This window comes from Klebsiella sp. YJ (genome assembly GCF_002108615.1).
Classification (GTDB): Bacteria; Pseudomonadota; Gammaproteobacteria; order Enterobacterales; family Enterobacteriaceae; genus Klebsiella; species Klebsiella planticola.
Genome location: NZ_MTEG01000029.1, coordinates 1 through 19,977 on the forward strand (window position 1 = coordinate 1; position 19,977 = coordinate 19,977).

Genomic DNA, 19,977 nt, shown 5'->3' on the forward strand with positions numbered 1-19,977 from the left:
AGTCAGGATCGAACACAGAGGGAACTTGAGGATGTCCTCTATTCCAGTCTTGAAGAGTATAACCGGATGACCAAAATGGTCAGCGATATGCTGTTCCTGGCACAGGCAGATAATAATCAGCTGATACCTGACAGGGTCATGTTTGACCTCAGAGCGGAAGTCATGAAAGTCTTCGAGTTTTTCGAAGCCTGGGCCGAAGAACGCAATATCACGCTCAAATTTAACGGGATGCCCTGCCTGGTTGAGGGAGATCCACAAATGTTCAGAAGGGCGATCAATAATCTGTTATCCAATGCCCTGCGTTATACCCCGGAGGGACAGGCAATCACCGTCTCAATAAGAGAGCAGGAGAGCTTTTTTGACCTTGTGATTGAAAATCCGGGGAAACCAATCCCTGAAGAGCATTTATCAAGGCTGTTTGACCGTTTTTATCGGGTAGATCCGTCCAGACAACGAAAAGGAGAAGGCAGCGGCATCGGCCTTGCGATTGTGAAGTCCATCGTGGAAGCACATCACGGAAGAGTGCAGGTGGAATCGGACGTACGTTCAACTCGTTTTATCCTATCCGTGCCCAGACTGGAGAAAATGATTCCGGAAACCCAGTACTGAGAATAAAGATTTAAATGACAAAGATGTCATTAGCCTGTCATGCAGCAAACAGAAGCCATTCGATATAATTAGTGCAACTTATCAGGAAGGCATTATTACTTCATCCATACACGGCATCAGCACAAGCCAGGAGTTGTATTAAAGCCTCATCCCGGCGGAATAAGGTCTGTAGAGTTGTCAGTTGTACTACTGAGGACACAGATCGAAATTCACGGACATCACTAATTCAGAAATGGAGAGTTACCATGAAAAATATCGTCTTAGCATCAGTGTTAGGTTTGAGCTTAATTTCTACGGCCTGGGCCACTGAAACTGTAAATATCCATGAGCGTGTCAATAATGCTCAGGCTCCGGCCCATCAGATGCAGTCTTCTTCAACTCCAGCCGCCATCCAGGGGGCAGCTCCACGGATGGCCGGTATGGATCAGCATGAACAGGCTATTATTGTTCATGAAACCATGAACAATGGTTCAGCAGATGCACATAAAAAAATGGCGGAAAGTCATCAGAAGATGATGGGAACTGGCACCGTTAACGCTTCCCGTCCGGCGACTTCGTTTGCGGCGATGAATGAACATGAAAGAGCAGCTGTTGCCCATGAATTTACGAATAACGGTCAGTCCGGCCCCCATCAGGCTATGGCTGATGCACACCGCCGCATGATCAATGCGGGCTGATGACAACTGAAGTTTCCGTGCGGTTACCCTTTCCTTGATAGATTGTCCCTTATACGGATATGTTGTTATTTTTTGCCCCCTTCAGGGGGCTTTTTTGTCTGACTCAGCTAAACTTATCCGGTAACCATCTGAAAGGGTTTATTATATGAAAATCACAAATTCGCTTTTTGTTATACTGATGTTATCCCTGCCAGCGATTTCCGCAGAACATTCAGAAATGAAAATGTCAGATATATCCTCATCGGCATCGTCACAGGAATATATGTCCGGCATGAAAGGTATGCATGACAAAATGATGGCCGCTGTAAAAGAGTCCGATCCCGACAAGGCTTTTGCGAAAGGCATGGTAGCACACCATGAAGGGGCAATAGCAATGGCTGAGACCGAGCTAAAATACGGAAAAGATCCGGAAATGAGAAAGCTCGCGCAGGACATCATTAAAGCTCAAAAAGGTGAAATTGAGCAGATGAATACATGGCTTGGTAATCAAAAATAATGATTGCGGAAATAATATATTGCGCGTACAGTCAGAGTGTTCCCGGGCACGGGAACCTGTTAATCGTTAATTAATCAAAACCCGATTCATTTCGGGTTTTTCCTTTTACCCCCCCCAACGCATGCACTGCACCGAGTGAAATTCACCTGAGCCAATTCTGCTTGCTTATTATTTCGATGGGAATTGCTGATTTTAATTAAGTCTATGTTTTAAAGGTGTTTCTCATGCCTGGGTTTGGCAGGGGTTCGTCCTGTTCTCTGGTCATGCGCAATGGCAATTCGCAGTCAGGGCTCAAGACTACTTTTACCTCTTTTTTAACAGAAAGTTTCTGGACCCGATACTTGCCGGAAACATCATCTGCTGTTCATCCCGACCAATAAAACGAAGGTATCACTCTCGTTTGAATCTCACTTACTTTCCATTTTGTAATAAAGAATCAAGTTTTCCAGTGATATATCAATACCAACTTTTTTTAATAACCTTTTTCGCGCAGTGTATATTTCTTTCAGCATATCTTCATAACCCTGACCAAGGTGAATTTGTTTATGGCAATTGCAACACAGAGATATGATATTTTCTTCAACATCAAGAGATGTGTCAAAAGCATCTTGCCTGGACATAGGTACAATGTGATGAGGTTCTGTGTAATTTAAGGATGAATTTCGCCTTCTGAATGTTGGGTGGTCACTATCGACTTCACATCTGTAACCTGCTTTATTCAGCGCATTTTGGGATACGCCTTTACTCCTGGGATACGAGAGGCCATTTTTTACTTCTATTGCATTTTTCTTTGGTTTGGCTTCCCCTGTATATTCAAACGTCTGAACGTTGTCAAAGATATTACTTTTCTCTATGGCATTGATCAACTCATCGTCAGAGTAATACTCACTGCTGGCCATTTCTGTTGTACCAAAAAAATCCAGTTCGTTAATTGCCTGAACAAGTTCCTCACGAATTGTCCATAAGTTTCTTTTGGGTTTTCCGCCGATTTCTTTACTCTTCATTACGGTAATGAATTTTGTACCGGATGCGATATTTCCGACACCTTTAACCTCGAATCTACCAAGTTCTTTTTGAACTCTGCCACCCAGTCCGTTTATGACTCCATTAGCACTCATGCTGTGCAGGTCGTACTTCTTACCAATATCGAAGCATGTGCAGGAATGATTTGGCTCAATAAACCATTTTTTTAACGCTGCAATACTTTTTGTGTCAAAAACTTTATCATTTGTTAATAAAGTTTTCCATTCTTCCACACTGATATCAATGTCACAGACATACTCTCCATCAATCACTTCGCATATTTTTTTAATCACATTCATTCCCCTGTTATACAGATAGTCATAATGAAAATATAAAGCTCGCTAACCGGTATGGTTGCGTAAGGACCGTAGTCTCTCAGAGACCGTGCTTTCTTTTTTTTCAGGCCTGGACACTAAAGGGTCTGTTGCACCCCGAAAAAATTTGTTGCGGGGATTGCTCATTGAGATGAGCCTCTGCTCGATCATACCAGGGGTCGTCTCAGAATTCGGAAAATAAAGCACGCTAAGGCGTAGTCACCCCGTGACTCCCCCGCGCCGATGCAGCGAGCTTCGTTCCGTCTTGCAGTGACGCAATCAGCGGGCAGGAAACGTTCCCTTTCCGCGCATGGCAGGCGCACACCAGTTCAGACAGCACGGCCTCCATGCGTGCCAAGTCGGCCATCTTCTCGCGCACATCCTTGAGCTTGTGCTCGGCCAGGCCGCTGGCTTCCTCGCAATGGGTGCCATCCTCCAGCCGCAGTAGCTCGGCGATTTCGTCCAGGCTAAAGCCCAGCCGCTGGGCCGATTTCACGAACCGCACTCGTGTTACATCCGCCTCGCCATAGCGGCGAATGCTGCCATAGGGCTTGTCTGGCTCCGGCAGCAGGCCCTTGCGCTGGTAGAACCGGATGGTCTCCACATTGACCCCGGCCGCCTTGGCAAAAACGCCAATGGTCAGATTCTCAAAATTAATTTGCATATCGCTTGACTCCGTACATAACTACGGAAGTAAGCTTAAGCTATCCAAACCAAATTTGAAAGGACAAGCGTATGTCTGAACCACAAAACGGGCGCGGCGCGCTCTTCGCCGGTGGGCTGGCCGCCATTCTTGCGTCGGCCTGCTGCCTGGGGCCGCTGGTTTTGATCGCCTTGGGGTTCAGCGGGGCATGGATCGGCAACCTGACGGTGCTGGAACCCTATCGCCCGATCTTCATCGGCGCAGCGCTGGTCGCGCTGTTTTTCGCCTGGCGGCGCATCTACCGCCCGGCGCAAGCCTGCAAACCGGGTGAGGTCTGCGCGATTCCCCAAGTGCGAGCTACTTACAAGCTCATTTTCTGGATCGTGGCCGCGCTGGTCCTGGTCGCGCTCGGATTTCCCTACGTCATGCCATTTTTCTATTAATCACAGGAGTTCATCATGAAAAAACTGTTTGCCGCCCTCGCCCTCGCTGCCGTTGTTGCCCCCGTGTGGGCCGCCACCCAGACCGTCACGCTGTCCGTACCGGGCATGACCTGCTCCACCTGCCCGATCACCGTCAAGAAGGCGATTTCCAAGGTCGAAGGCGTCAGCAAAATTGACGTGACCTTCGAGACACGCGAAGCGGTTGTCACGTTCGATGATGCCAAGACCAGCGTGCAGAAGCTGACCAAGGCAACCGGAGACGCGGGCTATCCGTCCAGCGTCAAGCAGTGAGCCACTGAACCCGAACCTGGGGCGATCATGGGACTGATTACACGCATTGCCGACAAGGCTGGCGCGCTTGGCAGCGTTGTTTCCGCGATGGGATGCGCTGCCTGTTTCCCGGCTATCGCCAGCCTGGGCGCGGCCATCGGCCTTGGCTTTCTACAGGAATACGAAGGGTTGTTTATCTCCAAGCTGCTGCCGCTGTTCGCAGTCGTGGCTTTGCTGGCGAATGCACTGGGCTGGCTGAGTCATCGGCAATGGTACCGCAGCCTGCTCGGGATGGTCGGCCCAGCCATCGTGCTGGCGGCCATGCTCTTGTTTTTTGGCAATTGGTGGACGGCGAACCTCCTCTATGTCGGTCTGGCCTTGATGATCGGGGTGTCGATCTGGGATCTGCTCTCACCGGCCAACCGCCGCTGCGAACTACCACCCAAACACGGCTAACTGCATTGGCAGTTGCCGAAACGAAAAGGAACGATGCAATGTATTTGAATATCACCGGAATGACCTGCGACTCGTGCGCGACACATGTCAAGGACGCCCTGGAGAAAGTGCCGGGCGTGCTGTCGGCGCTCGTGTCCTACCCGAAAGGCTCCGCGCAACTCGCCACCGATCCCGGCACCTCGCCAGAGGCGCTGACCGCCGCTGTGGCCGGCCTCGGCTACAAGGCCACACCCGCCGATGCCCCATCCACTTCAGCGCGGGGCAGACTGCTTGGCAAGGCGCTGGGATGGCTGGGCGGTGGCGACAAGGCTGGTGGTGATGGGGACGGACTGCACGTCGCCGTTATTGGCAGCGGCGGAGCCGCGATGGCGGCGGCGCTGAAGGCCGTCGAGCAAGGTGCGAACGTCACGCTGATCGAGCGCGGCACCATCGGCGGTACTTGCGTCAATGTCGGCTGCGTGCCGTCCAAGATCATGATCCGCGCTGCCCATATCGCCCATTTGCGCCGTGAAAGCCCATTCGACAGTGGCATCGCGGCGACTGTGCCTGCGATTGATCGCAGCAAACTACTGGCCCAGCAGCAGGCGCGCGTCGATGAGCTGCGCCACGCCAAGTACGAAGGCATCCTGGACAGCAACCCGGCCATCACCGTGCTGCATGGTGAAGCGCGTTTCAAGGACGACCAGAGCCTTGCCGTCCGTTTAAACGATGGCGGCGAGCGTGTGGTGGCGTTCGACCGCTGCCTGGTCGCCACGGGTGCCAGCCCGGCCATGCCGCCGATTCCGGGCCTGAAAGAGTCACCCTACTGGACTTCCACCGAGGCCCTGGTCAGCGACACCATTCCCGAGCGCCTGGCCGTGATCGGCTCGTCTGTGGTGGCGCTGGAACTGGCGCAAGCCTTTGCCCGGCTGGGCAGCAAAGTGACGATCCTGGCACGCAGCACGCTGTTCTTCCGCGAAGACCCGGCCATCGGCGAGGCCGTTACAGCCGCGTTCCGTGCCGAAGGGATCAAGGTATTGGAATACACGCAAGCCAGCCAGGTCGCGCATGTGGACGGCGAATTCGTGCTGACCACCGGGTACGGTGAAATACGCGCCGACCAGCTGCTGGTCGCCACTGGCAGGGCACCGAACACGCGCAGCCTGGCATTGGAAGCGGCGGGAGTCGCTGCCAATGCGCAGGGGGCCATCGTCATCGACAAGGGCATGCGCACCAGTACGCCACACATTTATGCGGCTGGCGACTGCACCGACCAGCCTCAGTTCGTCTATGTGGCGGCAGCGGCCGGCACCCGTGCTGCGATCAACATGACTGGCGGCGATGCGGCCCTGGACCTGACCGCAATGCCGGCCGTGGTGTTCACCGACCCGCAGGTCGCCACCGTGGGCTACAGCGAGGCGGAAGCACATCACGACGGGATCGAGACCGACAGTCGCACCTTGACCTTGGACAACGTGCCGCGTGCGCTTGCCAACTTCGACACACGCGGCTTCATCAAGCTGGTCATCGAGGAAGGTAGCGGACGGCTCATCGGCGTGCAAGCGGTGGCCCCGGAAGCGGGTGAACTGATCCAGACGGCGGTGCTCGCCATTCGCAACCGTATGACCGTGCAGGAACTGGCCGACCAATTGTTCCCCTACCTGACCATGGTCGAAGGGCTGAAGCTCGCGGCGCAGACCTTCAGCAAGGACGTGAAGCAGCTTTCGTGCTGCGCCGGATGAGGAAAAGGAGGTGTTCAATGAGCGCCTACACAGTGTCCCGGCTGGCCCTTGATGCCGGGGTGAGCGTGCATATCGTGCGCGACTACCTGCTGCGCGGATTGCTACGGCCGGTCGCGTGCACCACGGGCGGCTACGGCTTGTTCGATGACACCGCGTTGCAACGGCTGCGCTTTGTACGGGCTGCCTTCGAAGCGGGTATCGGCCTGGACGCACTGGCGCGGCTGTGCCGGGCGCTGGATGCTGCGGACGGTGACGGTGCGTCTGCGCAGCTTGCCGTGTTGCGGCAACTCGTCGAGCGTCGGCGCGAGGCCCTGGCCAGCCTCGAAATGCAACTGGCCGCCATGCCAACCGAACCGGCACAGCACGCGGAGAGTCTGCCATGAACAGCCCAGAGCACTTGCCGTCTGAGACGCACAAACCGATCACCGGCTACTTGTGGGGCGCGCTGGCCGTGCTCACCTGTCCCTGCCATTTGCCGATTCTCGCCATTGTGCTAGCCGGCACGACGGCCGGCGCGTTCATCGGGGAGCACTGGGGTATTGCAGCCCTCACGCTGACCGGCTTGTTTGTCCTGTCTGTGACGCGGCTGCTGCGGGCCTTCAAGGGAAGATCATGACCGCTTCCCAGCCAGCCGAGAGTGGGCAGCTTTGAGCTTCGCTACCAATCTGGAGGAGTACCACCATGAACGCAAACGCCCCGAACACTGCCAGTTGCACCACCTGCTGCGTATGCTGCAAAGAAATTCCGCTCGATGCCGCCTTCACCCCGGAAGGCGCGGAATACGTCGAACATTTCTGCGGGCTGGATTGCTATGAACGCTTCCAGGCACGCGCCAAGGCCGCGACAGAATCTGACATTGCGCCTGTCCCTGGCGGTTCGCAGCCGTCAGATTGAGGCATACCCTTCACATACTGGAGATAACGTCCTCTATGAACAGCCTCTTCCAATTTCCAGTGTCGCGGTCGCTAAAAATCTCTTTCGGCTCATCGATGCCAAAACCGGAGAAGCCTTTGACATCGAAGAAGAACTGTGGGCCTATGAGCGTCTGACGGCCGCAGTAGTGAACGACATTATTCACGAACATAATTTTTCTCGACTTCGTCTGGCTAAGCCCGGCGATTTCCCGTTCGAGACACTGACCAGCTTTGCAGTAATGCAGCTGCTTTTAAATTTACATAATCCCCAGAATAAGAATCCCTACAAGCAGGATCTTCTTGACCACTTTCATCATGACATTGAAATGCATTTTGAAGAATATATAAAAAGCATTCAGTCACTGCCTGGCACCCAGCCCGCACTAATGAACGACAGTTTTTATCAAAAATTGCTTCGCGTAGCCAACGCGTCCTCATCCAGAGAGGATAAATGTCGGGCGATTTTTACTTTGTTCAGCCTGCTGGCTATTCTCAATAAACCCACGCCTTATGACATGATCAATGTCTTCCGGAATAAAATATTCAGTCGGACGAGCGTGATTGAAATAATACACACCGGCCACGCTTTTGACAGTACTAACCCCAGGCCAGTCTTTGCGATAGCCCCGAATATATTTTGTTTATACACAAAACAGAATAGAATATATCTGCCGTTGTCTCATAATTTCACTTTGTGTTTTATTATTGGCTCACCATTAACATTCCGTCCCCGGATAGACGTTTTTTCACCACGACCCGAACTGCTAAAGTGTTGTGACGATCGCCACTTAAATTTCTACAAAGTTTCTTTTGATTACATTGATAATGTCATGAGCACCATCGATATGTACAATGTAGGAAATTCAAGCACTTTCTATTCTGCTTATCAGCTCAGCGACGTTGAAAAATACCTCGATTTGCAGGAAAAAGATCACCAATATTACTATACGCCTGCAGACCCCGTGCGATGGCTCCCTCAGCAGCCGGATTCATTATGAACCCAGAAAACCAGCAACGTATACGGGAGATGATTGAATCCGGAGAATTTAACGGGTATACGCTGGTCAGCGGAGAAGACTGGCAGCTCCCCACGGCACGCGAAACTACCTTCGTTCGGGGGCTGATCCCCCTGACTGACATCCAGCTGGCCAACCGGCTGAATGTGGACGAACGTACCGTCCGCAAGTGGAAATCCGGCCAGACCCGGATGGTGTTCACCACATGGTGTTGCCTGTGCTGGCTGGCCGGGCTGGGGATGCTGCTGGATAACCTTCTCAGCGATTAAAGAGACGCTTCCAGATACGTCTGAGAATGAAGCGTCTCTGGTATCGCCAGCGGGAACGGTAGATATGGGGCAGGTCGTCATAGTTTTTCCAGAATAGGGTCCAGCCCTGATACCCTTTGTCCACTAAAAGGATGTAGCCGCCGGTACTGACGATGCCATATGCGATGGCGGTGAGGATGAGAAATACAGTCATACGATGTTCCTTATGTAAAACTGTATTTAGGAAATCTGATGCGGCCTTTAAGGCCGGTCTGTAAAAAAAACTGAAAAAAGTTTCTCTTTCCTTATAGTTGCCATTTAAGCCTCAGTCAGCCGTAAAATTTGCACTCCATGCAATAATCCCCAAATCACAACAATCCGCCTCTTTTCTTGATTCTGCTGCAATAATCCTTCTTTCTTTCTCCGCAGATCCGATTTCTGTTAGTTCCGGATCTGCCGGTCGTCATCCGGCCCCGCCCTACCCTCCATCACAATATGCAGTGGCTCTCTAAGCTGCAGGAGCTACCAGATGTTGTGTTCCTCCCCAGCCCCGTGACCCGCCCCCCCGCGGCCGAAAACTGCGGTATGATTATTTTGTGGGCGTGATACACTTCCGGAAAGTCTCAGATAGCGTAAAAGTCGGATCCACCAGAAACCGGCATCCGGTAATTTACTGGTGTTGTTATAAGGTTGCTAATTATTAGATAATGAAAATGTTACGACAGGGAGAATCACCTAAGTGACAGTGAATGATGCTGCACATCATAATTGCTCTGAGTGATTATTAACCTGCAAACCAGAAAGGAGGTCAGTATGGGACGTTCCGTTAAGGTCAAAATCGGTGGAAGGGAGTTTGCGTCCAAAAAAGCCGCTGTGGACTATTTCATGGATCAGCGTGAGGCTGTAAAGGGATCTGGCCCGCTCCGGGAAGGTCAGTTCTTTGATGAGCTGCTGGAGCTCTATACACGGTACTGTGAGGTCACAAACTGGGAGTTGAGTAACAGAGTGATTTACGCATTCAGTGTTGATTATGAACCACGCAAGAATGGCCAGACCTGGGCATCGCATCTCTGCTACTGGGTGCAGTTTTCACCGAAGGACAAATTATCCTTTTCGGTAAGGGAAGCAGTGGATGAGATCGCAAAAGCTGCAGCTGAACAACCGTAGCTGAGTGCGGGATTTCCGGATAAGGTACCGAACCGGGGCTGTTAAAAGATTCTGGAGCTGAAATGAAAAAGGGAAAAACGTCAGAACCGGGGCTGCTGGCCAGCGACAGCGACTGGCACAATAATGCCTGCCTGAATTACATGCCGGATCATGGTACAGCTTACACCGAAGGTTACAGGCGGGCTGCTGATATTCTGATTAACCACATTGATGAATCCGGGCGGGACCAGGATTTTCTGGTTTATCCGGTGTTGTTTCTCTACAGGCATCACATCGAACTCATTATCAAACAAATTATTGGGCTGGCTCTGGCACTGACAGAAGAGCCGGATAAACGCCAGTACAAAAAAGATGACCATAACCTGAATACCTTATGGCCGCTGGCACAAAAGCTGATCCTGGACGTTGATGACAGCTACCGGCCTTCCGATTTTAAAATCGTCAAAGAGGTGGTTAAAGCTCTTCACCAGGTGGATGAACGGGCGACAGATTTCCGTTATGCCCGGAGAAATGACGGCACCCGCAGCCTCGAGGGGATCCATTACGTTAATACTCGTCGCTTCGGGGAAAAAATGGGGGAGGCTTCAGATTTACTGGATGGAATAGATAACCGCCTCCGGTACCTGCTGGACTGTAACGCCGAATGGAATAGTATTCTGGGCAGCTTCTGACAGCCAGAAACGGTGCGAAACTCCATCAGACTTACCTGAACACCCAATGATACGGAGATATCGATTATGACAGGCCTCATACCTTCAGCTACTTCTCAGGGCTCGATGGCCGCCCTGCCACGGTAAGACGCATCTTTCGCGGAAAGCGCACCCGTCATGTGATGATGTTTGACGAAATGTCAATGCTGTACGAAAAAGAGAAAACCCGAATGATAAAGGTATATGTATATGAGTGATAACAACAATTCTGTTTCACACCAGACCATTGAACTGCTGACACGCTGTCTGCAGCTGCAGTCAGAAAAAGACGGTATTCAGCGCCCCACGCCTGACAAAGCGCTCGTTGGCGTGCCCGTTGATGACTTCACCCGCCAGATCCATCAGGCCTGCCTGTACGCCTCGATGACCGACAGCCTGCTGGCCCTGCAAAACCGACTGGCCGATACGGGCCGGCAGCTGGAACAGCAGGGGCAGATCCACGTCGACGCCGGCGAAAACTACGCCGTGGCCGCTGTTGCCTGGCTTGAACGCTTTACGGGGACAGAGAACGCGCAATGACGGTACCTGTTCCGGCCATTCCCGGCGTACACTCTGGTGTGATCCCATCGCAGCTGCCGGTCGCTGTCGACTATCCGGCGGCACTGGCCCTGCGACAGATGGCGCTCGTACAGGATGAGCTGCCGAAATACCTGCTGGCGCCGGAAGTGAGTGCCCTGCTCCACTATGTGCCCGACCTTCATCGCAAGATGTTGCTGGCGACGCTCTGGAATACCGGCGCCCGGATTAACGAAGCCCTGGCGCTGACCAGGGGAGATTTTTCGCTGGCTCCACCGTATCCGTTTGTTCAGCTGGCCACCCTCAAGCAGCGTACAGAGAAAGCGGCCAGAACGGCAGGAAGAGCACCTGCAGGCAGTCAGGCCCATCGCCTGGTTCCCCTCTCCGATCACCAGTACGTCAGCCAGCTGCAGATGATGGTGGCCACCCTGAAAATTCCGCTGGAAAGACGAAACAAGCGCACCGGCAGAATAGAGAAGGCGCGTATCTGGGAGATCACAGACCGTACCGTTCGCACCTGGCTTAGCGAAGCGGTGGAGGCCGCAGCGGCCGACGGGGTGACGTTCTCAGTACCGGTGACCCCCCATACGTTCCGTCACTCCTACGCGATGCACATGCTGTACGCCGGTATTCCGCTGAAAGTGCTGCAGAGCCTGATGGGCCACAAATCGATTAGCTCGACGGAAGTCTATACGAAGGTGTTCGCACTTGATGTTGCTGCGCGTCATCGAGTTCAGTTCCAGATGCCCGAAGCGGATGCGGTGGCCATGCTGAAAGGGAATACTTAGTGTAGAGGGGAATGATGCTGGCGAACGTCCTGCTCGCCGCTGAGGTCTGTCAGAAGTTATCTGGCCCAACTGGCGGGAATATCTGCACTGTATCCCTGATACCGCTCATAAATCGCATGCTGAAGCATTTTAATACGATCTGACAATGTGTCGGCGTCCGACATATGCCGCCATTCCCCCTCAATAGTGGGTTTCCAACCATCCGGGAGATTGAGCGTGATCAATACCTTTGTATCACGAATAATCACCCCGTCAGTGAAAGGATTAAGACCACTCCTTACGGTATTGTTTATCTGTATATATTCAAGTTTCATCTTGTTTCCTCATGTTGTCCGGATCGCAAGCATAGATATCTGAACTCAAATTGCCTAGCTAAGCGTTTGGATATGCCGCTTTTTACCCCTTATACAGCGAAGCTGGCCAATGGCCAGCCCGCATGGACTTATCGCTTTTGCCAGTATATCAGCATGGCAAGGAACAGGATTGTTGCCCCCTGAGAAGCGGGTGAGGCAGTCAGGAACGTCTCCAGCAATGGCATTATCGTAAATCTCCGCATTATTAATTTAAGGTGTGTCATAGGCCTTGGCCCCGTTTACAGGAAGTAGTGTTCTGTCACGACGGCAGCCAGGGTTAATAAAAACGATTCGAATATGCCTGCAGGGACGATAGAAATCTTCGTGCGGGTTGTCACGTTGGCGGAGTAGGTCAACAATGAAGAGAACAAGCTTTATGCCTTACGTCGCGGAAAATTAAATGTAAGGCGTTGAAAAGTCGCTTACGCAACTCAGTTATGGCGGGTCGGATCTCTCACAACCGGTGGAACTGGACTGTATGTTCTGTATGTCTAAATTCCGGCCACGGATATGAGCGAGCCAGCAGTGCTCGCCGCAGCCGAGCGACAGGGCAAAGCCCCGAGTGAGCGAGGAAGCACCAGGGAACAGAACTCATAAATTCTGCATACGCTCAATGCCTGAAAAATCACCTCCCCTAGGGATTATCCACTTATCCACGGGGATATTTTTATAAGATCTTTTTTAATAGTTGTTAGATCTTTATTTTTAGAATGCTCACAGGCCTTTATCCATGCGGGTTCCAGGGAGGGATCTGTGACAAACCGCCCTTTCAGTGTGACAAATTACCCTCAAATAGCCGTCCTTTCTGTGACAAGTTGCCCTTAACCCTGTGACAAATTGCCCTCAGGAAGTGTTGCTTTTCACAAAGTTATCCATCCCTGTTGACTCTGTTTTATAAAGTGTGACAATCTGAAAACCTGTCACACTTCACATGGACCTGTCATGGCGGAAATAGCGGTTATAAACCATAAAAAACGTAAAAATAGCCCGCGGATTGTCCAGTCAAATGAGCTGACTGAGGCGGCATATAGTCTTTCCAGGGATCAAAAACGTATGCTGTATCTGTTCGTTGATCAGATCAGAAAATCCGACGGCTCCCTGCAAGAACATGATGGCATTTGCGAAATTCACGTTGCTAAATACGCTGAAACATTCGGGCTGACCTCCGCTGAAGCCAGTAAGGATATACGACAGGCTTTAAAAGGTTTTGCAGGTAAGGAAGTGGTTTTCTATCGCCCTGAAGAGGATGCCGGCGATGAAAAAGGGTATGAATCCTTTCCCTGGTTTATCAAACGTGCGCACAGTCCATCCAGAGGGCTTTACAGCGTACATATCAACCCATATCTCATTCCCTTCTTCATCGGGCTACAGAACCGGTTTACGCAGTTCCGGCTAAGTGAAACAAAAGAGATTACCAATCCGTATGCAATGCGTTTATACGAATCCCTGTGTCAGTACCGTAAACCTGATGGCTCAGGTGTCGTGTCTCTGAAAATCGACTGGATCATGGAGCGCTACCAACTACCTCAAAGCTACCAGCGTATGCCGGATTTTCGCCGGCGTTTCCTGCAGGCAAGTGTTGATGAGATCAATAGCCGGACACCAATGCGCCTCTCTTACATCGAGAAAAAGAAAGGCCGCCAGACGACTCATATCGTATTTTCCTTCCGTGATATTACCTCGATGACAACAGAATAGTTTGAGGGTTATCTGTCACAGATTTGAGGGTGGTTCGTCACATTAGATCCGGCAGGTTGAGGGTGATTTGTCACAGTTTTGCTGTTCCATCCCTGGTGGCCTGCGCTTATTCATAGTTTTTTGGCTATAACCGGTAGTGAAACCAAGTTTGAGGGCAATTTGTCACAATACATGAGTGCAGTTTGTCACAGTTAAATGAGTGCAGTTTGTCACAGTTAAATGAGTGCAGTTTGTCACAGTTAAATGAGTGCAGTTTGTCACACTAGGTCTTCCCCTCTTCCCGTTAGTCATGTGACATGAGGGGGCAAGTTCGTCATAATCAATGAGGGCAGATTGTCACACTTGTTGCTCTGATCAGGCTATCCGTGTGTGCCTATACTTGTGGTGTTTCCCGCAGCCCTGGCCGTCCATGAAGTTGACCTGTTTCCCACAGAGGATGGATAACTCTTCTTGTGCTGAGCGTAAGAGCTATCTGCCTGTACAGTTCCTCCCCGCTTCCTCGCCAGTTCGCTCGCTACGCTCGGTTACATGGCTGCGGCGAGCGCTGATACCCTTCTCTATACCCTTTTGTACGAGTTGTTGTGTGATGGTCATAAGTGCGTCTGCGTGTTGCGGCACTGTGATTGAGTGGCACGCCCGTCGAGCTTCTCCCCCCTCCTGTTGAGAGCGAAATCAAAACAATATGATTTTTTGCTTGCAACATGACTCTTTTTGTTCAAAATGACAAAAAACGTCATGAGGTGATAAATGGACAATATTGAGCAGTTACGGAAAGTTGCTACACGTGCAGGTAAGCTTCTGACATCTTTGAGCGAGAGTATCCGCCAGCAAAAAGAGGAATTGAAGCTTACCGAGTTCTATCAGGAATACAGCAAAGCCGCTCTGTATAAGCTGCCTAAGCTCAGTAAAGGCAGTGTTGAGTATGCTGTGGCCGAAATGGAAGCCGGTGGCTACATTTTCAAAAAGAAACCTTCTGGTAATACAATGAAATACGCGATGACGATTCAGAATGTCATCGATCTGTATAACCATCGTAAAGTACCCAAGTACAGGGATCGCTTCGATAAAGCCTTTACGATTTTTGTATGTAATCTTAAAGGTGGTGGTTCCAAGACAGTTTCTACCGCTTCATTATCACATGCTTTTCGAGCTCATCCTCAGCTTCTGTTCGAAGACCTGCGTATTCTGGCCATCGATTTCGATCCGCAGGCATCTCTGACAATGTTCCTGAGCCATGAGAATTCAGTGGGCCTGGTTGAAAATACGGCTGCTCAGGCCATGCTCCAGAACGTGTCTCGTGAAGAATTACTTTCCGATTTTATAGTACCGTCTATTATCCCTGGTGTTGATGTAATCCCCGCTTCCATTGACGATGCATTCCTTGCTGAAGGCTGGAAGGGATTGTGTGAAGAACATCTTCCAGGGAAAAATATTCATGCTGTGCTTAAAGAGAACATTATCGATAAGCTCCAGCATGACTACGACTTTATTTTCCTTGATAGTGGTCCTCACCTTGATGCGTTCCTGAAAAACTGCATTGGGGCGGCAGACCTGATGTTGACCCCTCTTCCACCGGCTACGGTTGATTTTCATTCTTCCCTGAAGTTTGTGGCCAGCCTCCCTGCCCTCATAGATTCCATCGAAATGGATGGGCACACCTGCAATCTCATCGGTAATGTCGGCTTCATGTCCAAGATCCTGAACAAGTCTGATCACAAAATTTGCCATAGTCAGGCCAAAGAGGTTTTCGGTGCCGATATGCTAGACATGGTTCTGCCGAGACTGGATGGTTTCGAACGCTGCGGGGAGACTTTTGACACAGTTATTTCAGCAAATCCAGCAACCTATGATGGAAGTACAGAGGCACTAAAAAGCGCAAAATCAGCAGCGGAAGACTTTGCGAAGGCAGTCTTTGATCGCATCGAGTTCATTCGTACTAACGGAGGTATGTGATGTCGAATGAGAAAAGAAAAACCATCGGCAGACAGTTAAATACTCAGGCGTCAATGGTCGAAATGACGGACACCGGTAGAAGCCAGGTATTTACCTTAAAAACCGGCAGGAAGGTAACGTTCAGGTTTGTTCGGGTGCCTGCATCTGAAGTTGAAAGTAAGACCTTCGTAAACCAGGAAAACAACGGAAGAGATCAACTTGCACTGACCAGGGAGTCCCTGAAATCCATTATCCAGACGATTAAGTTTCAGCAGTTCTTTCCCTGTATTGGTATTAAGCAAAGTGAAAGGATTGAGATACTGGATGGTTCAAGACGGCGAGCCTCAGCAATTTTTGTCCGTACAGGCCTTGATGTAATGGTCACCGAAGAACATTTATCAGCTGATGAAGCTCGCCAACTGGCTAAAGATATCCAGACAGCTAAAGAACATAATCTTCGGGAGATTGGCCTGAGATTGATCGCTCTTAAAGAGTCCGGATTTAATCAAAAGGAAATTGCTGAACTGGAGGGGTTATCTCAGGCTAAAGTTACCAGGGCGCTGCAGGCGGCGGCCGTACCGCAAGACTTGATTTCTCTGTTCCCGGTTCAGTCGGAGCTATCGTTTAGTGACTATAAACTTCTTTTAGAAGTTAATGAAAAACTCAGTGAAAAGGGATTAACGCCTGAAGAACTCATTCAGTCTGTATCAGCTCAGCTCGATGCAATTTTGAGTGATGGCGAACGACCAGAAGACGAACAGAAAGCCAGTATTCTGAAGCTGATTTCTCAGGCATCTCAGGCATTGATAGATCCATCTCCCAAGGAAAAGTCAGTGGTTTCCCCACTCTGGTCTTTTGAAGAAAAGGACAAGTTCGCGCGTAAGCGTGTGAAAGGGCGTACGCTGACTTATGAGTTTAGCCGTATGTCAAAAGTGATTCAGGATGAACTGGACAAGGCTATCAACGAGGTCCTTGACAGAAATTTGAGTCAATAATTTCGCCATGGCGATTTCACATCTAACTTATTGTAATTAGGCAGTTTAGGCTGAGAATTTCAAGGTGAAATCGCCAAAGTTTCACGCCAGTTTCGCTGCAGGAATATCTGACCATCGTGTCGTATAAGCAGGAGAAAGCATCTCCCGTTTCATCTGCCATTCCGGGGCCATACCCCGCCCCGCAAACCATACTTTACCCAGCCCTGAGTTGTTGATCCCGTCCAGAACCCTCATCAGCTCAGCACTGTGAGGGCGTGGCGGGCGTTCGTCGAACAGCTGCAGCTGCGAAACGCCGGAGCCGGTGAAGTCATTCAGCATAACTCCGGCTTTGGCATACCGGTGCCCATCCCTCCAGATACGCTCCAGAGCCGTTGTGGCGGCTGCAATGATGTCCCTGGTGTCCTGAGTGGGTGTAAGAAGTTTTTCCGTAGCCACGTTGCCGTAGTAAGGCTCTTTAACGGCGAACGGAGACGTTTTGATGAAAACCGAAATATGCCGGCAATACTGGTGCTCTTTACGCAGCTTTTCAGAGGCCCGCTCTGCGTGCTGACAGATAGCCTGACGGAGCGACTCGTACTCCGTGATCTTCACGCCAAAACTGCGGCTGCAGACAATTTGCTGTTTCGTCGGAGGGGCTTCCTCAAGCGAAAGGCAGCTTTCCCCGTTCAGTTCCCGTACCGTTCGCTCAAGGACGACAGAAAAATTTTTGCGGATGAAGGCCGGGTTCGTCAGAGCCAGATCGAGCGCGGTCTTTATGCCCAGCACATTTAGCTTGCGTGCAATACGGTTACCAACCCCCCAGATTTCTTCAACCGGCTGCAGTGAAAGCAGTTTCCGCGTTCTCTGCGGATTTCCCCTGGTCAGAGCGAGTACGCCACGAAACTGTTTCCACTCTTTTGAGGCCCACTGGGCTGATTTTGCGAGGGTTTTCGTTGGTCCGGCGCCCACGCCAATGGTCAGGCGGGTACAGTCATACACGTGCTGACGCAGCTGCCGGCCGAAGTCCTCAAGCTCCATACAGTGCTCCACGCCGGTCAGGTCGAGGAACATCTCATCAATTGAATACTGTTCCACCCTAGGGGCCAGTTCCTCCAGGCAGTTCATCACGCGCGCCGACATCGAGGCGTAAAGTTCATAGTTACTTGAAAACGCATATATTTTTTCCGGGTACCTTTCGTTTTTTATCTGAAACCACGGAGTCCCCATTTTGATCCAGGGCTTCGCCTCGGCGCTGCGAGCGATTACGTTCCCGTCGTTGTTGCTCAGGACGACTATTGGCTTTCCTTTCAAATCCGGTCGGAAAACACGTTCACAGCTGGCATAGAAGCTGTTCACATCGGCCAGGGCAAACATCAGTACATCTCTCTCGGGCGGTGGATGATATGCGTGACGACGCCAAAGATATCCAGCTCGTCGGGGTCAGGATAAATCGGCGACCAGGAGGCATTCATGGGCTGCAGCGTCAGTCGTGGCGTCAGCAGAAGCCTTTTCACCGTAAACTCCCCCTGTACGCTGGCGACAACGATATCGCCGTGCCGCGGCTTTTCAGCACTGTCCACAACCAGCAGATCGCCATTGTACAGACTGCCGTCGGCCATGCTGTCTCCGCTGGCACGCAGATAGTAAGTCGCGCTCGGATGCCGTATGCAGTAATCATGGAGATCCAGATCGGACTCGACATAGTCAGCTGCAGGGCTGGGAAAACCGCAGCTGGCCAGATCGGCAAACAATGGATGGGCCTGTGGCGGGAGTTCTTTCCCGGTGCTGAAAAGCTGTAGTTTCATCTTTCCTCCTGATATCTCAAAACACTGGTTATGCATACAGTATATTTGACAGCGTGACGATAATCCAGAACGCCCGCCGCACGAACATTTTGAGTAAATAAAGGTGCTCAAAATGTCATTGTTAATCATTTTGATGTATTTATATTACTCATATTGAGAAATATAACTTTGTTTTTTTCATTTTGCTCTTATAATTAGTATCAAATTGAGTGTAATTAACGGAGCATAATGATGAATATTTACTGCGATGATGGTTCAACTAATGTTAAGCTGGCATGGTTTGAAGGAGATGAGCTTCAGACACGGGTCTCTGCGAACTCCTTCAGGCATGGCTGGAAAGTGGCGGAATTCAGTGCGGCAACGTTCAATTATCAGGTGGGCACGCTGAAATACACCTGGGACAGCGTCAGCCGGGATGCCATCCCGACAACAAACGTGGAATATCAGTACGGTGATCTCAACCTGCTGGCTGTGCATCATGCGCTGCTGAACAGCGGACTGGAGCCGCAACCGGTGAGCCTGACCGTGACGCTGCCCCTGAGTGAATATTACGACGGGGACTGCCAGCGGAACGAGGAGAACATACGACGCAAACGAGAAAACCTGATGCGTGAGCTGGTTCTGAATAAGGGCAGAGCATTTACCGTAACGGACGTGAAGGTGATGCCGGAATCACTGCCGGCGGCGTTCTCCCGTCTCGCGGAGCTGAAGCCCGGACCCGCTGAGACCACCCTGATTATTGATCTCGGCGGAACCACGCTCGATGCCGGCGTGATTGTCGGACAGTTTGATGATATCAGTGCGGTACACGGTAATCCGTCTGTCGGCGTGTCACAGGTCACCCGCGCAGCTGCAGGCGCGCTGCGGGCGGCAGACAGCGAAACCAGCGCGCTTATTGCCGACACGGTCATCCGCAACCGCAATGATCGTCAGTATCTGCAGCGTGTGATCAACGATGCAGGTAAAATTGACGAGGTTCGGAACAAAATAACAGAGGCAATCACCTCCCTGGGTGCGCGAGTCACCAGTGAGCTGACTGCCTTCAGGAACGTTAACCGGGTATTCCTGGTCGGGGGAGGGGCCTCCCTCATAGAAGAAGCTATCCGTCAGGCCTGGCCTCTGGCCCCTGACCGTATCGAGGTTATAGGCGATCCGCAGATGGCGCTGGCCAGGGAGATTGCCCTTTACAATAAAGAGGACTAAA

General features: G+C 51.3%; 26 protein-coding genes and 2 pseudogenes. 20 read left to right on the plus strand and 8 right to left on the minus strand.

All coding sequences use genetic code 11. From position 1 onward, the window contains the following. The 3 genes and pseudogenes from silS to copM form a co-directional block, all read left to right on the plus strand. Nucleotides 1-609 (plus strand): annotated as a pseudogene (gene silS, locus BV390_RS24405) (copper/silver sensor histidine kinase SilS); the annotation flags it as partial. Nucleotides 610-854: 245 nt separating this feature from the next. Then, on the plus strand, nt 855-1,286 hold the full coding sequence (silE, locus tag BV390_RS24410; protein WP_007374411.1) for a silver-binding protein SilE: 432 nt from the start codon (nt 855-857) through the stop codon (nt 1,284-1,286). Between the two features lie 145 nt (nt 1,287-1,431). Beyond that, complete coding sequence (gene copM / locus BV390_RS24415; protein WP_032752126.1) at nt 1,432-1,782, plus strand: CopM family metallochaperone; 351 nt, start codon at nt 1,432-1,434, stop codon at nt 1,780-1,782. A gap of 407 nt (nt 1,783-2,189) precedes the next feature. Here the strand turns inward: copM and BV390_RS24420 are convergent, their stop codons facing one another. Continuing rightward, a complete protein-coding gene (locus BV390_RS24420) occupies nt 2,190-3,098 on the minus strand; it encodes an HNH endonuclease (protein ID WP_007374408.1) in 909 nt (302 codons plus the stop codon). A 229-nt stretch (nt 3,099-3,327) separates the two neighbouring features. Then, complete coding sequence (gene merR, locus BV390_RS24425; RefSeq protein WP_001166628.1) at nt 3,328-3,783, minus strand: Hg(II)-responsive transcriptional regulator; 456 nt, start codon at nt 3,781-3,783, stop codon at nt 3,328-3,330. A gap of 71 nt (nt 3,784-3,854) precedes the next feature. On the opposite strand from merR, the gene BV390_RS24430 reads away from it, so the two are divergent. The 9 genes from BV390_RS24430 (at nt 3,855) to BV390_RS24475 (ending at nt 8,851) form a co-directional block, all read left to right on the plus strand. Continuing rightward, nucleotides 3,855-4,205 (plus strand): mercuric transport protein MerT, encoded by a 351-nt coding sequence (locus BV390_RS24430; protein ID WP_001294660.1) that lies wholly within the window; start codon nt 3,855-3,857, stop codon nt 4,203-4,205. A gap of 15 nt (nt 4,206-4,220) precedes the next feature. Continuing rightward, nucleotides 4,221-4,496: a mercury resistance system periplasmic binding protein MerP gene (gene merP, locus BV390_RS24435; RefSeq protein ID WP_000732276.1), complete on the plus strand. Its 276-nt coding sequence runs from the start codon at nt 4,221-4,223 to the stop codon at nt 4,494-4,496. A 27-nt stretch (nt 4,497-4,523) separates the two neighbouring features. Continuing rightward, nucleotides 4,524-4,931 (plus strand): organomercurial transporter MerC, encoded by a 408-nt coding sequence (gene merC, locus BV390_RS24440; protein WP_000522993.1) that lies wholly within the window; start codon nt 4,524-4,526, stop codon nt 4,929-4,931. A 38-nt stretch (nt 4,932-4,969) separates the two neighbouring features. Then, on the plus strand, nt 4,970-6,652 hold the full coding sequence (merA, locus tag BV390_RS24445; RefSeq protein WP_032752124.1) for a mercury(II) reductase: 1,683 nt from the start codon (nt 4,970-4,972) through the stop codon (nt 6,650-6,652). A gap of 17 nt (nt 6,653-6,669) precedes the next feature. Then, nucleotides 6,670-7,035: a mercury resistance co-regulator MerD gene (gene merD / locus BV390_RS24450; protein ID WP_001277463.1), complete on the plus strand. Its 366-nt coding sequence runs from the start codon at nt 6,670-6,672 to the stop codon at nt 7,033-7,035. Beyond that, on the plus strand, nt 7,032-7,268 hold the full coding sequence (gene merE / locus BV390_RS24455) for a broad-spectrum mercury transporter MerE (RefSeq protein WP_001087807.1): 237 nt from the start codon (nt 7,032-7,034) through the stop codon (nt 7,266-7,268). Before merD ends, merE begins: the two co-directional genes overlap by 4 nt. A 65-nt stretch (nt 7,269-7,333) precedes the next feature. Continuing rightward, complete coding sequence (locus tag BV390_RS24465; protein ID WP_000993245.1) at nt 7,334-7,546, plus strand: DUF3330 domain-containing protein; 213 nt, start codon at nt 7,334-7,336, stop codon at nt 7,544-7,546. Then, nucleotides 7,509-8,564: a hypothetical protein gene (locus BV390_RS24470; RefSeq protein WP_223526262.1), complete on the plus strand. Its 1,056-nt coding sequence runs from the start codon at nt 7,509-7,511 to the stop codon at nt 8,562-8,564. The genes BV390_RS24465 and BV390_RS24470 overlap by 38 nt, the downstream gene beginning before the upstream one ends. Next, the gene (locus BV390_RS24475; RefSeq protein ID WP_032752120.1) at nt 8,561-8,851 is read left to right on the plus strand and encodes a hypothetical protein; all 291 of its coding nucleotides are present in this window, start codon (nt 8,561-8,563) and stop codon (nt 8,849-8,851) included. The genes BV390_RS24470 and BV390_RS24475 overlap by 4 nt, the downstream gene beginning before the upstream one ends. Here the strand turns inward: BV390_RS24475 and BV390_RS24480 are convergent. Further along, complete coding sequence (locus tag BV390_RS24480; protein ID WP_013087123.1) at nt 8,841-9,044, minus strand: hypothetical protein; 204 nt, start codon at nt 9,042-9,044, stop codon at nt 8,841-8,843. The two genes, BV390_RS24475 and BV390_RS24480, sit on opposite strands and share 11 nt — an antisense overlap. Nucleotides 9,045-9,643: 599 nt before the next feature. Between BV390_RS24480 and BV390_RS24490 the strand changes: the two genes are divergently transcribed. From BV390_RS24490 to BV390_RS24505, 4 genes are all read left to right on the plus strand, one after another. Then, the gene (locus BV390_RS24490) at nt 9,644-9,997 is read left to right on the plus strand and encodes a hypothetical protein (protein ID WP_032700769.1); all 354 of its coding nucleotides are present in this window, start codon (nt 9,644-9,646) and stop codon (nt 9,995-9,997) included. A gap of 62 nt (nt 9,998-10,059) precedes the next feature. Beyond that, nucleotides 10,060-10,668 carry a hypothetical protein gene (locus tag BV390_RS24495; RefSeq protein ID WP_032700768.1) on the plus strand — a complete coding sequence of 203 codons (609 nt, stop codon included), beginning with the start codon at nt 10,060-10,062 and terminating at the stop codon, nt 10,666-10,668. 228 nt (nt 10,669-10,896) lie between these two features. Beyond that, nucleotides 10,897-11,226, plus strand: a complete 330-nt coding sequence (locus BV390_RS24500; RefSeq protein WP_032700767.1) for a hypothetical protein — start codon at nt 10,897-10,899, stop codon at nt 11,224-11,226. Next, the gene (locus BV390_RS24505; protein ID WP_047722707.1) at nt 11,223-12,011 is read left to right on the plus strand and encodes a site-specific integrase; all 789 of its coding nucleotides are present in this window, start codon (nt 11,223-11,225) and stop codon (nt 12,009-12,011) included. Before BV390_RS24500 ends, BV390_RS24505 begins: the two co-directional genes overlap by 4 nt. 56 nt (nt 12,012-12,067) lie before the next feature. Here BV390_RS24505 and BV390_RS24510 read toward each other — a convergent pair whose 3' ends face one another. Both BV390_RS24510 and BV390_RS31205 read right to left on the minus strand, forming a co-directional pair. Beyond that, a complete protein-coding gene (locus tag BV390_RS24510; RefSeq protein ID WP_032700766.1) occupies nt 12,068-12,325 on the minus strand; it encodes a hypothetical protein in 258 nt (85 codons plus the stop codon). A 128-nt stretch (nt 12,326-12,453) separates the two neighbouring features. After that, on the minus strand, nt 12,454-12,567 hold the full coding sequence (locus BV390_RS31205; RefSeq protein ID WP_162180131.1) for a hypothetical protein: 114 nt from the start codon (nt 12,565-12,567) through the stop codon (nt 12,454-12,456). 739 nt (nt 12,568-13,306) lie between these two features. Between BV390_RS31205 and repE the strand changes: the two genes are divergently transcribed. After that, the gene (gene repE, locus BV390_RS24515) at nt 13,307-14,062 is read left to right on the plus strand and encodes a replication initiation protein RepE (protein ID WP_001568031.1); all 756 of its coding nucleotides are present in this window, start codon (nt 13,307-13,309) and stop codon (nt 14,060-14,062) included. A 542-nt stretch (nt 14,063-14,604) separates the two neighbouring features. Here the strand turns inward: repE and BV390_RS31610 are convergent. Further along, a pseudogene (locus BV390_RS31610) lies at nt 14,605-14,680 on the minus strand (hypothetical protein); the annotation flags it as partial. A 129-nt stretch (nt 14,681-14,809) separates the two neighbouring features. Between BV390_RS31610 and BV390_RS24525 the strand changes: the two are divergent. Both BV390_RS24525 and BV390_RS24530 read left to right on the plus strand, forming a co-directional pair. Further along, on the plus strand, nt 14,810-16,015 hold the full coding sequence (locus tag BV390_RS24525) for an AAA family ATPase (protein WP_011977818.1): 1,206 nt from the start codon (nt 14,810-14,812) through the stop codon (nt 16,013-16,015). After that, complete coding sequence (locus BV390_RS24530; protein WP_021312406.1) at nt 16,015-16,989, plus strand: ParB family protein; 975 nt, start codon at nt 16,015-16,017, stop codon at nt 16,987-16,989. Before BV390_RS24525 ends, BV390_RS24530 begins: the two co-directional genes overlap by 1 nt. 81 nt (nt 16,990-17,070) lie before the next feature. On the opposite strand, the gene BV390_RS24535 is transcribed toward BV390_RS24530, so the two are convergent. Next, a complete protein-coding gene (locus BV390_RS24535) occupies nt 17,071-18,342 on the minus strand; it encodes a Y-family DNA polymerase (protein ID WP_032700856.1) in 1,272 nt (423 codons plus the stop codon). Then, nucleotides 18,342-18,773 carry a translesion error-prone DNA polymerase V autoproteolytic subunit gene (gene umuD / locus BV390_RS24540; protein ID WP_001568036.1) on the minus strand — a complete coding sequence of 144 codons (432 nt, stop codon included), beginning with the start codon at nt 18,771-18,773 and terminating at the stop codon, nt 18,342-18,344. The genes BV390_RS24535 and umuD overlap by 1 nt, the downstream gene beginning before the upstream one ends. Nucleotides 18,774-19,004: 231 nt before the next feature. Here umuD and parM point away from each other — a divergent pair, with 231 nt between their 5' ends. Beyond that, nucleotides 19,005-19,976: a plasmid segregation protein ParM domain-containing protein gene (gene parM, locus BV390_RS24545; RefSeq protein ID WP_032425559.1), complete on the plus strand. Its 972-nt coding sequence runs from the start codon at nt 19,005-19,007 to the stop codon at nt 19,974-19,976. Nucleotide 19,977: the final 1 nt, after the last annotated feature.

Bases quoted from the DNA above. Each gene is read 5' to 3' on its own strand.
- BV390_RS31205 (WP_162180131.1), bottom strand. From the start codon at position 12,567: ATGCGGAGATTTACGATAATGCCATTGCTGGAGACGTTCCTGACTGCC.
- repE (WP_001568031.1), top strand. From the start codon at position 13,307: ATGGCGGAAATAGCGGTTATAAACCATAAAAAACGTAAAAATAGCCCG.
- BV390_RS24530 (WP_021312406.1), top strand. From the start codon at position 16,015: ATGTCGAATGAGAAAAGAAAAACCATCGGCAGACAGTTAAATACTCAG.
- merR (WP_001166628.1), bottom strand. From the start codon at position 3,783: ATGCAAATTAATTTTGAGAATCTGACCATTGGCGTTTTTGCCAAGGCG.
- BV390_RS24475 (WP_032752120.1), top strand. From the start codon at position 8,561: ATGAACCCAGAAAACCAGCAACGTATACGGGAGATGATTGAATCCGGA.
- copM (WP_032752126.1), top strand. From the start codon at position 1,432: ATGAAAATCACAAATTCGCTTTTTGTTATACTGATGTTATCCCTGCCA.
- BV390_RS24465 (WP_000993245.1), top strand. From the start codon at position 7,334: ATGAACGCAAACGCCCCGAACACTGCCAGTTGCACCACCTGCTGCGTA.
- BV390_RS24535 (WP_032700856.1), bottom strand. From the start codon at position 18,342: ATGTTTGCCCTGGCCGATGTGAACAGCTTCTATGCCAGCTGTGAACGT.
- BV390_RS24480 (WP_013087123.1), bottom strand. From the start codon at position 9,044: ATGACTGTATTTCTCATCCTCACCGCCATCGCATATGGCATCGTCAGT.
- umuD (WP_001568036.1), bottom strand. From the start codon at position 18,773: ATGAAACTACAGCTTTTCAGCACCGGGAAAGAACTCCCGCCACAGGCC.
- parM (WP_032425559.1), top strand. From the start codon at position 19,005: ATGAATATTTACTGCGATGATGGTTCAACTAATGTTAAGCTGGCATGG.
- BV390_RS24495 (WP_032700768.1), top strand. From the start codon at position 10,060: ATGAAAAAGGGAAAAACGTCAGAACCGGGGCTGCTGGCCAGCGACAGC.
- merE (WP_001087807.1), top strand. From the start codon at position 7,032: ATGAACAGCCCAGAGCACTTGCCGTCTGAGACGCACAAACCGATCACC.
- merD (WP_001277463.1), top strand. From the start codon at position 6,670: ATGAGCGCCTACACAGTGTCCCGGCTGGCCCTTGATGCCGGGGTGAGC.
- BV390_RS24505 (WP_047722707.1), top strand. From the start codon at position 11,223: ATGACGGTACCTGTTCCGGCCATTCCCGGCGTACACTCTGGTGTGATC.
- BV390_RS24430 (WP_001294660.1), top strand. From the start codon at position 3,855: ATGTCTGAACCACAAAACGGGCGCGGCGCGCTCTTCGCCGGTGGGCTG.
- BV390_RS24490 (WP_032700769.1), top strand. From the start codon at position 9,644: ATGGGACGTTCCGTTAAGGTCAAAATCGGTGGAAGGGAGTTTGCGTCC.
- BV390_RS24525 (WP_011977818.1), top strand. From the start codon at position 14,810: ATGGACAATATTGAGCAGTTACGGAAAGTTGCTACACGTGCAGGTAAG.
- BV390_RS24510 (WP_032700766.1), bottom strand. From the start codon at position 12,325: ATGAAACTTGAATATATACAGATAAACAATACCGTAAGGAGTGGTCTT.
- silE (WP_007374411.1), top strand. From the start codon at position 855: ATGAAAAATATCGTCTTAGCATCAGTGTTAGGTTTGAGCTTAATTTCT.
- merP (WP_000732276.1), top strand. From the start codon at position 4,221: ATGAAAAAACTGTTTGCCGCCCTCGCCCTCGCTGCCGTTGTTGCCCCC.
- BV390_RS24500 (WP_032700767.1), top strand. From the start codon at position 10,897: ATGAGTGATAACAACAATTCTGTTTCACACCAGACCATTGAACTGCTG.
- merC (WP_000522993.1), top strand. From the start codon at position 4,524: ATGGGACTGATTACACGCATTGCCGACAAGGCTGGCGCGCTTGGCAGC.
- merA (WP_032752124.1), top strand. From the start codon at position 4,970: ATGTATTTGAATATCACCGGAATGACCTGCGACTCGTGCGCGACACAT.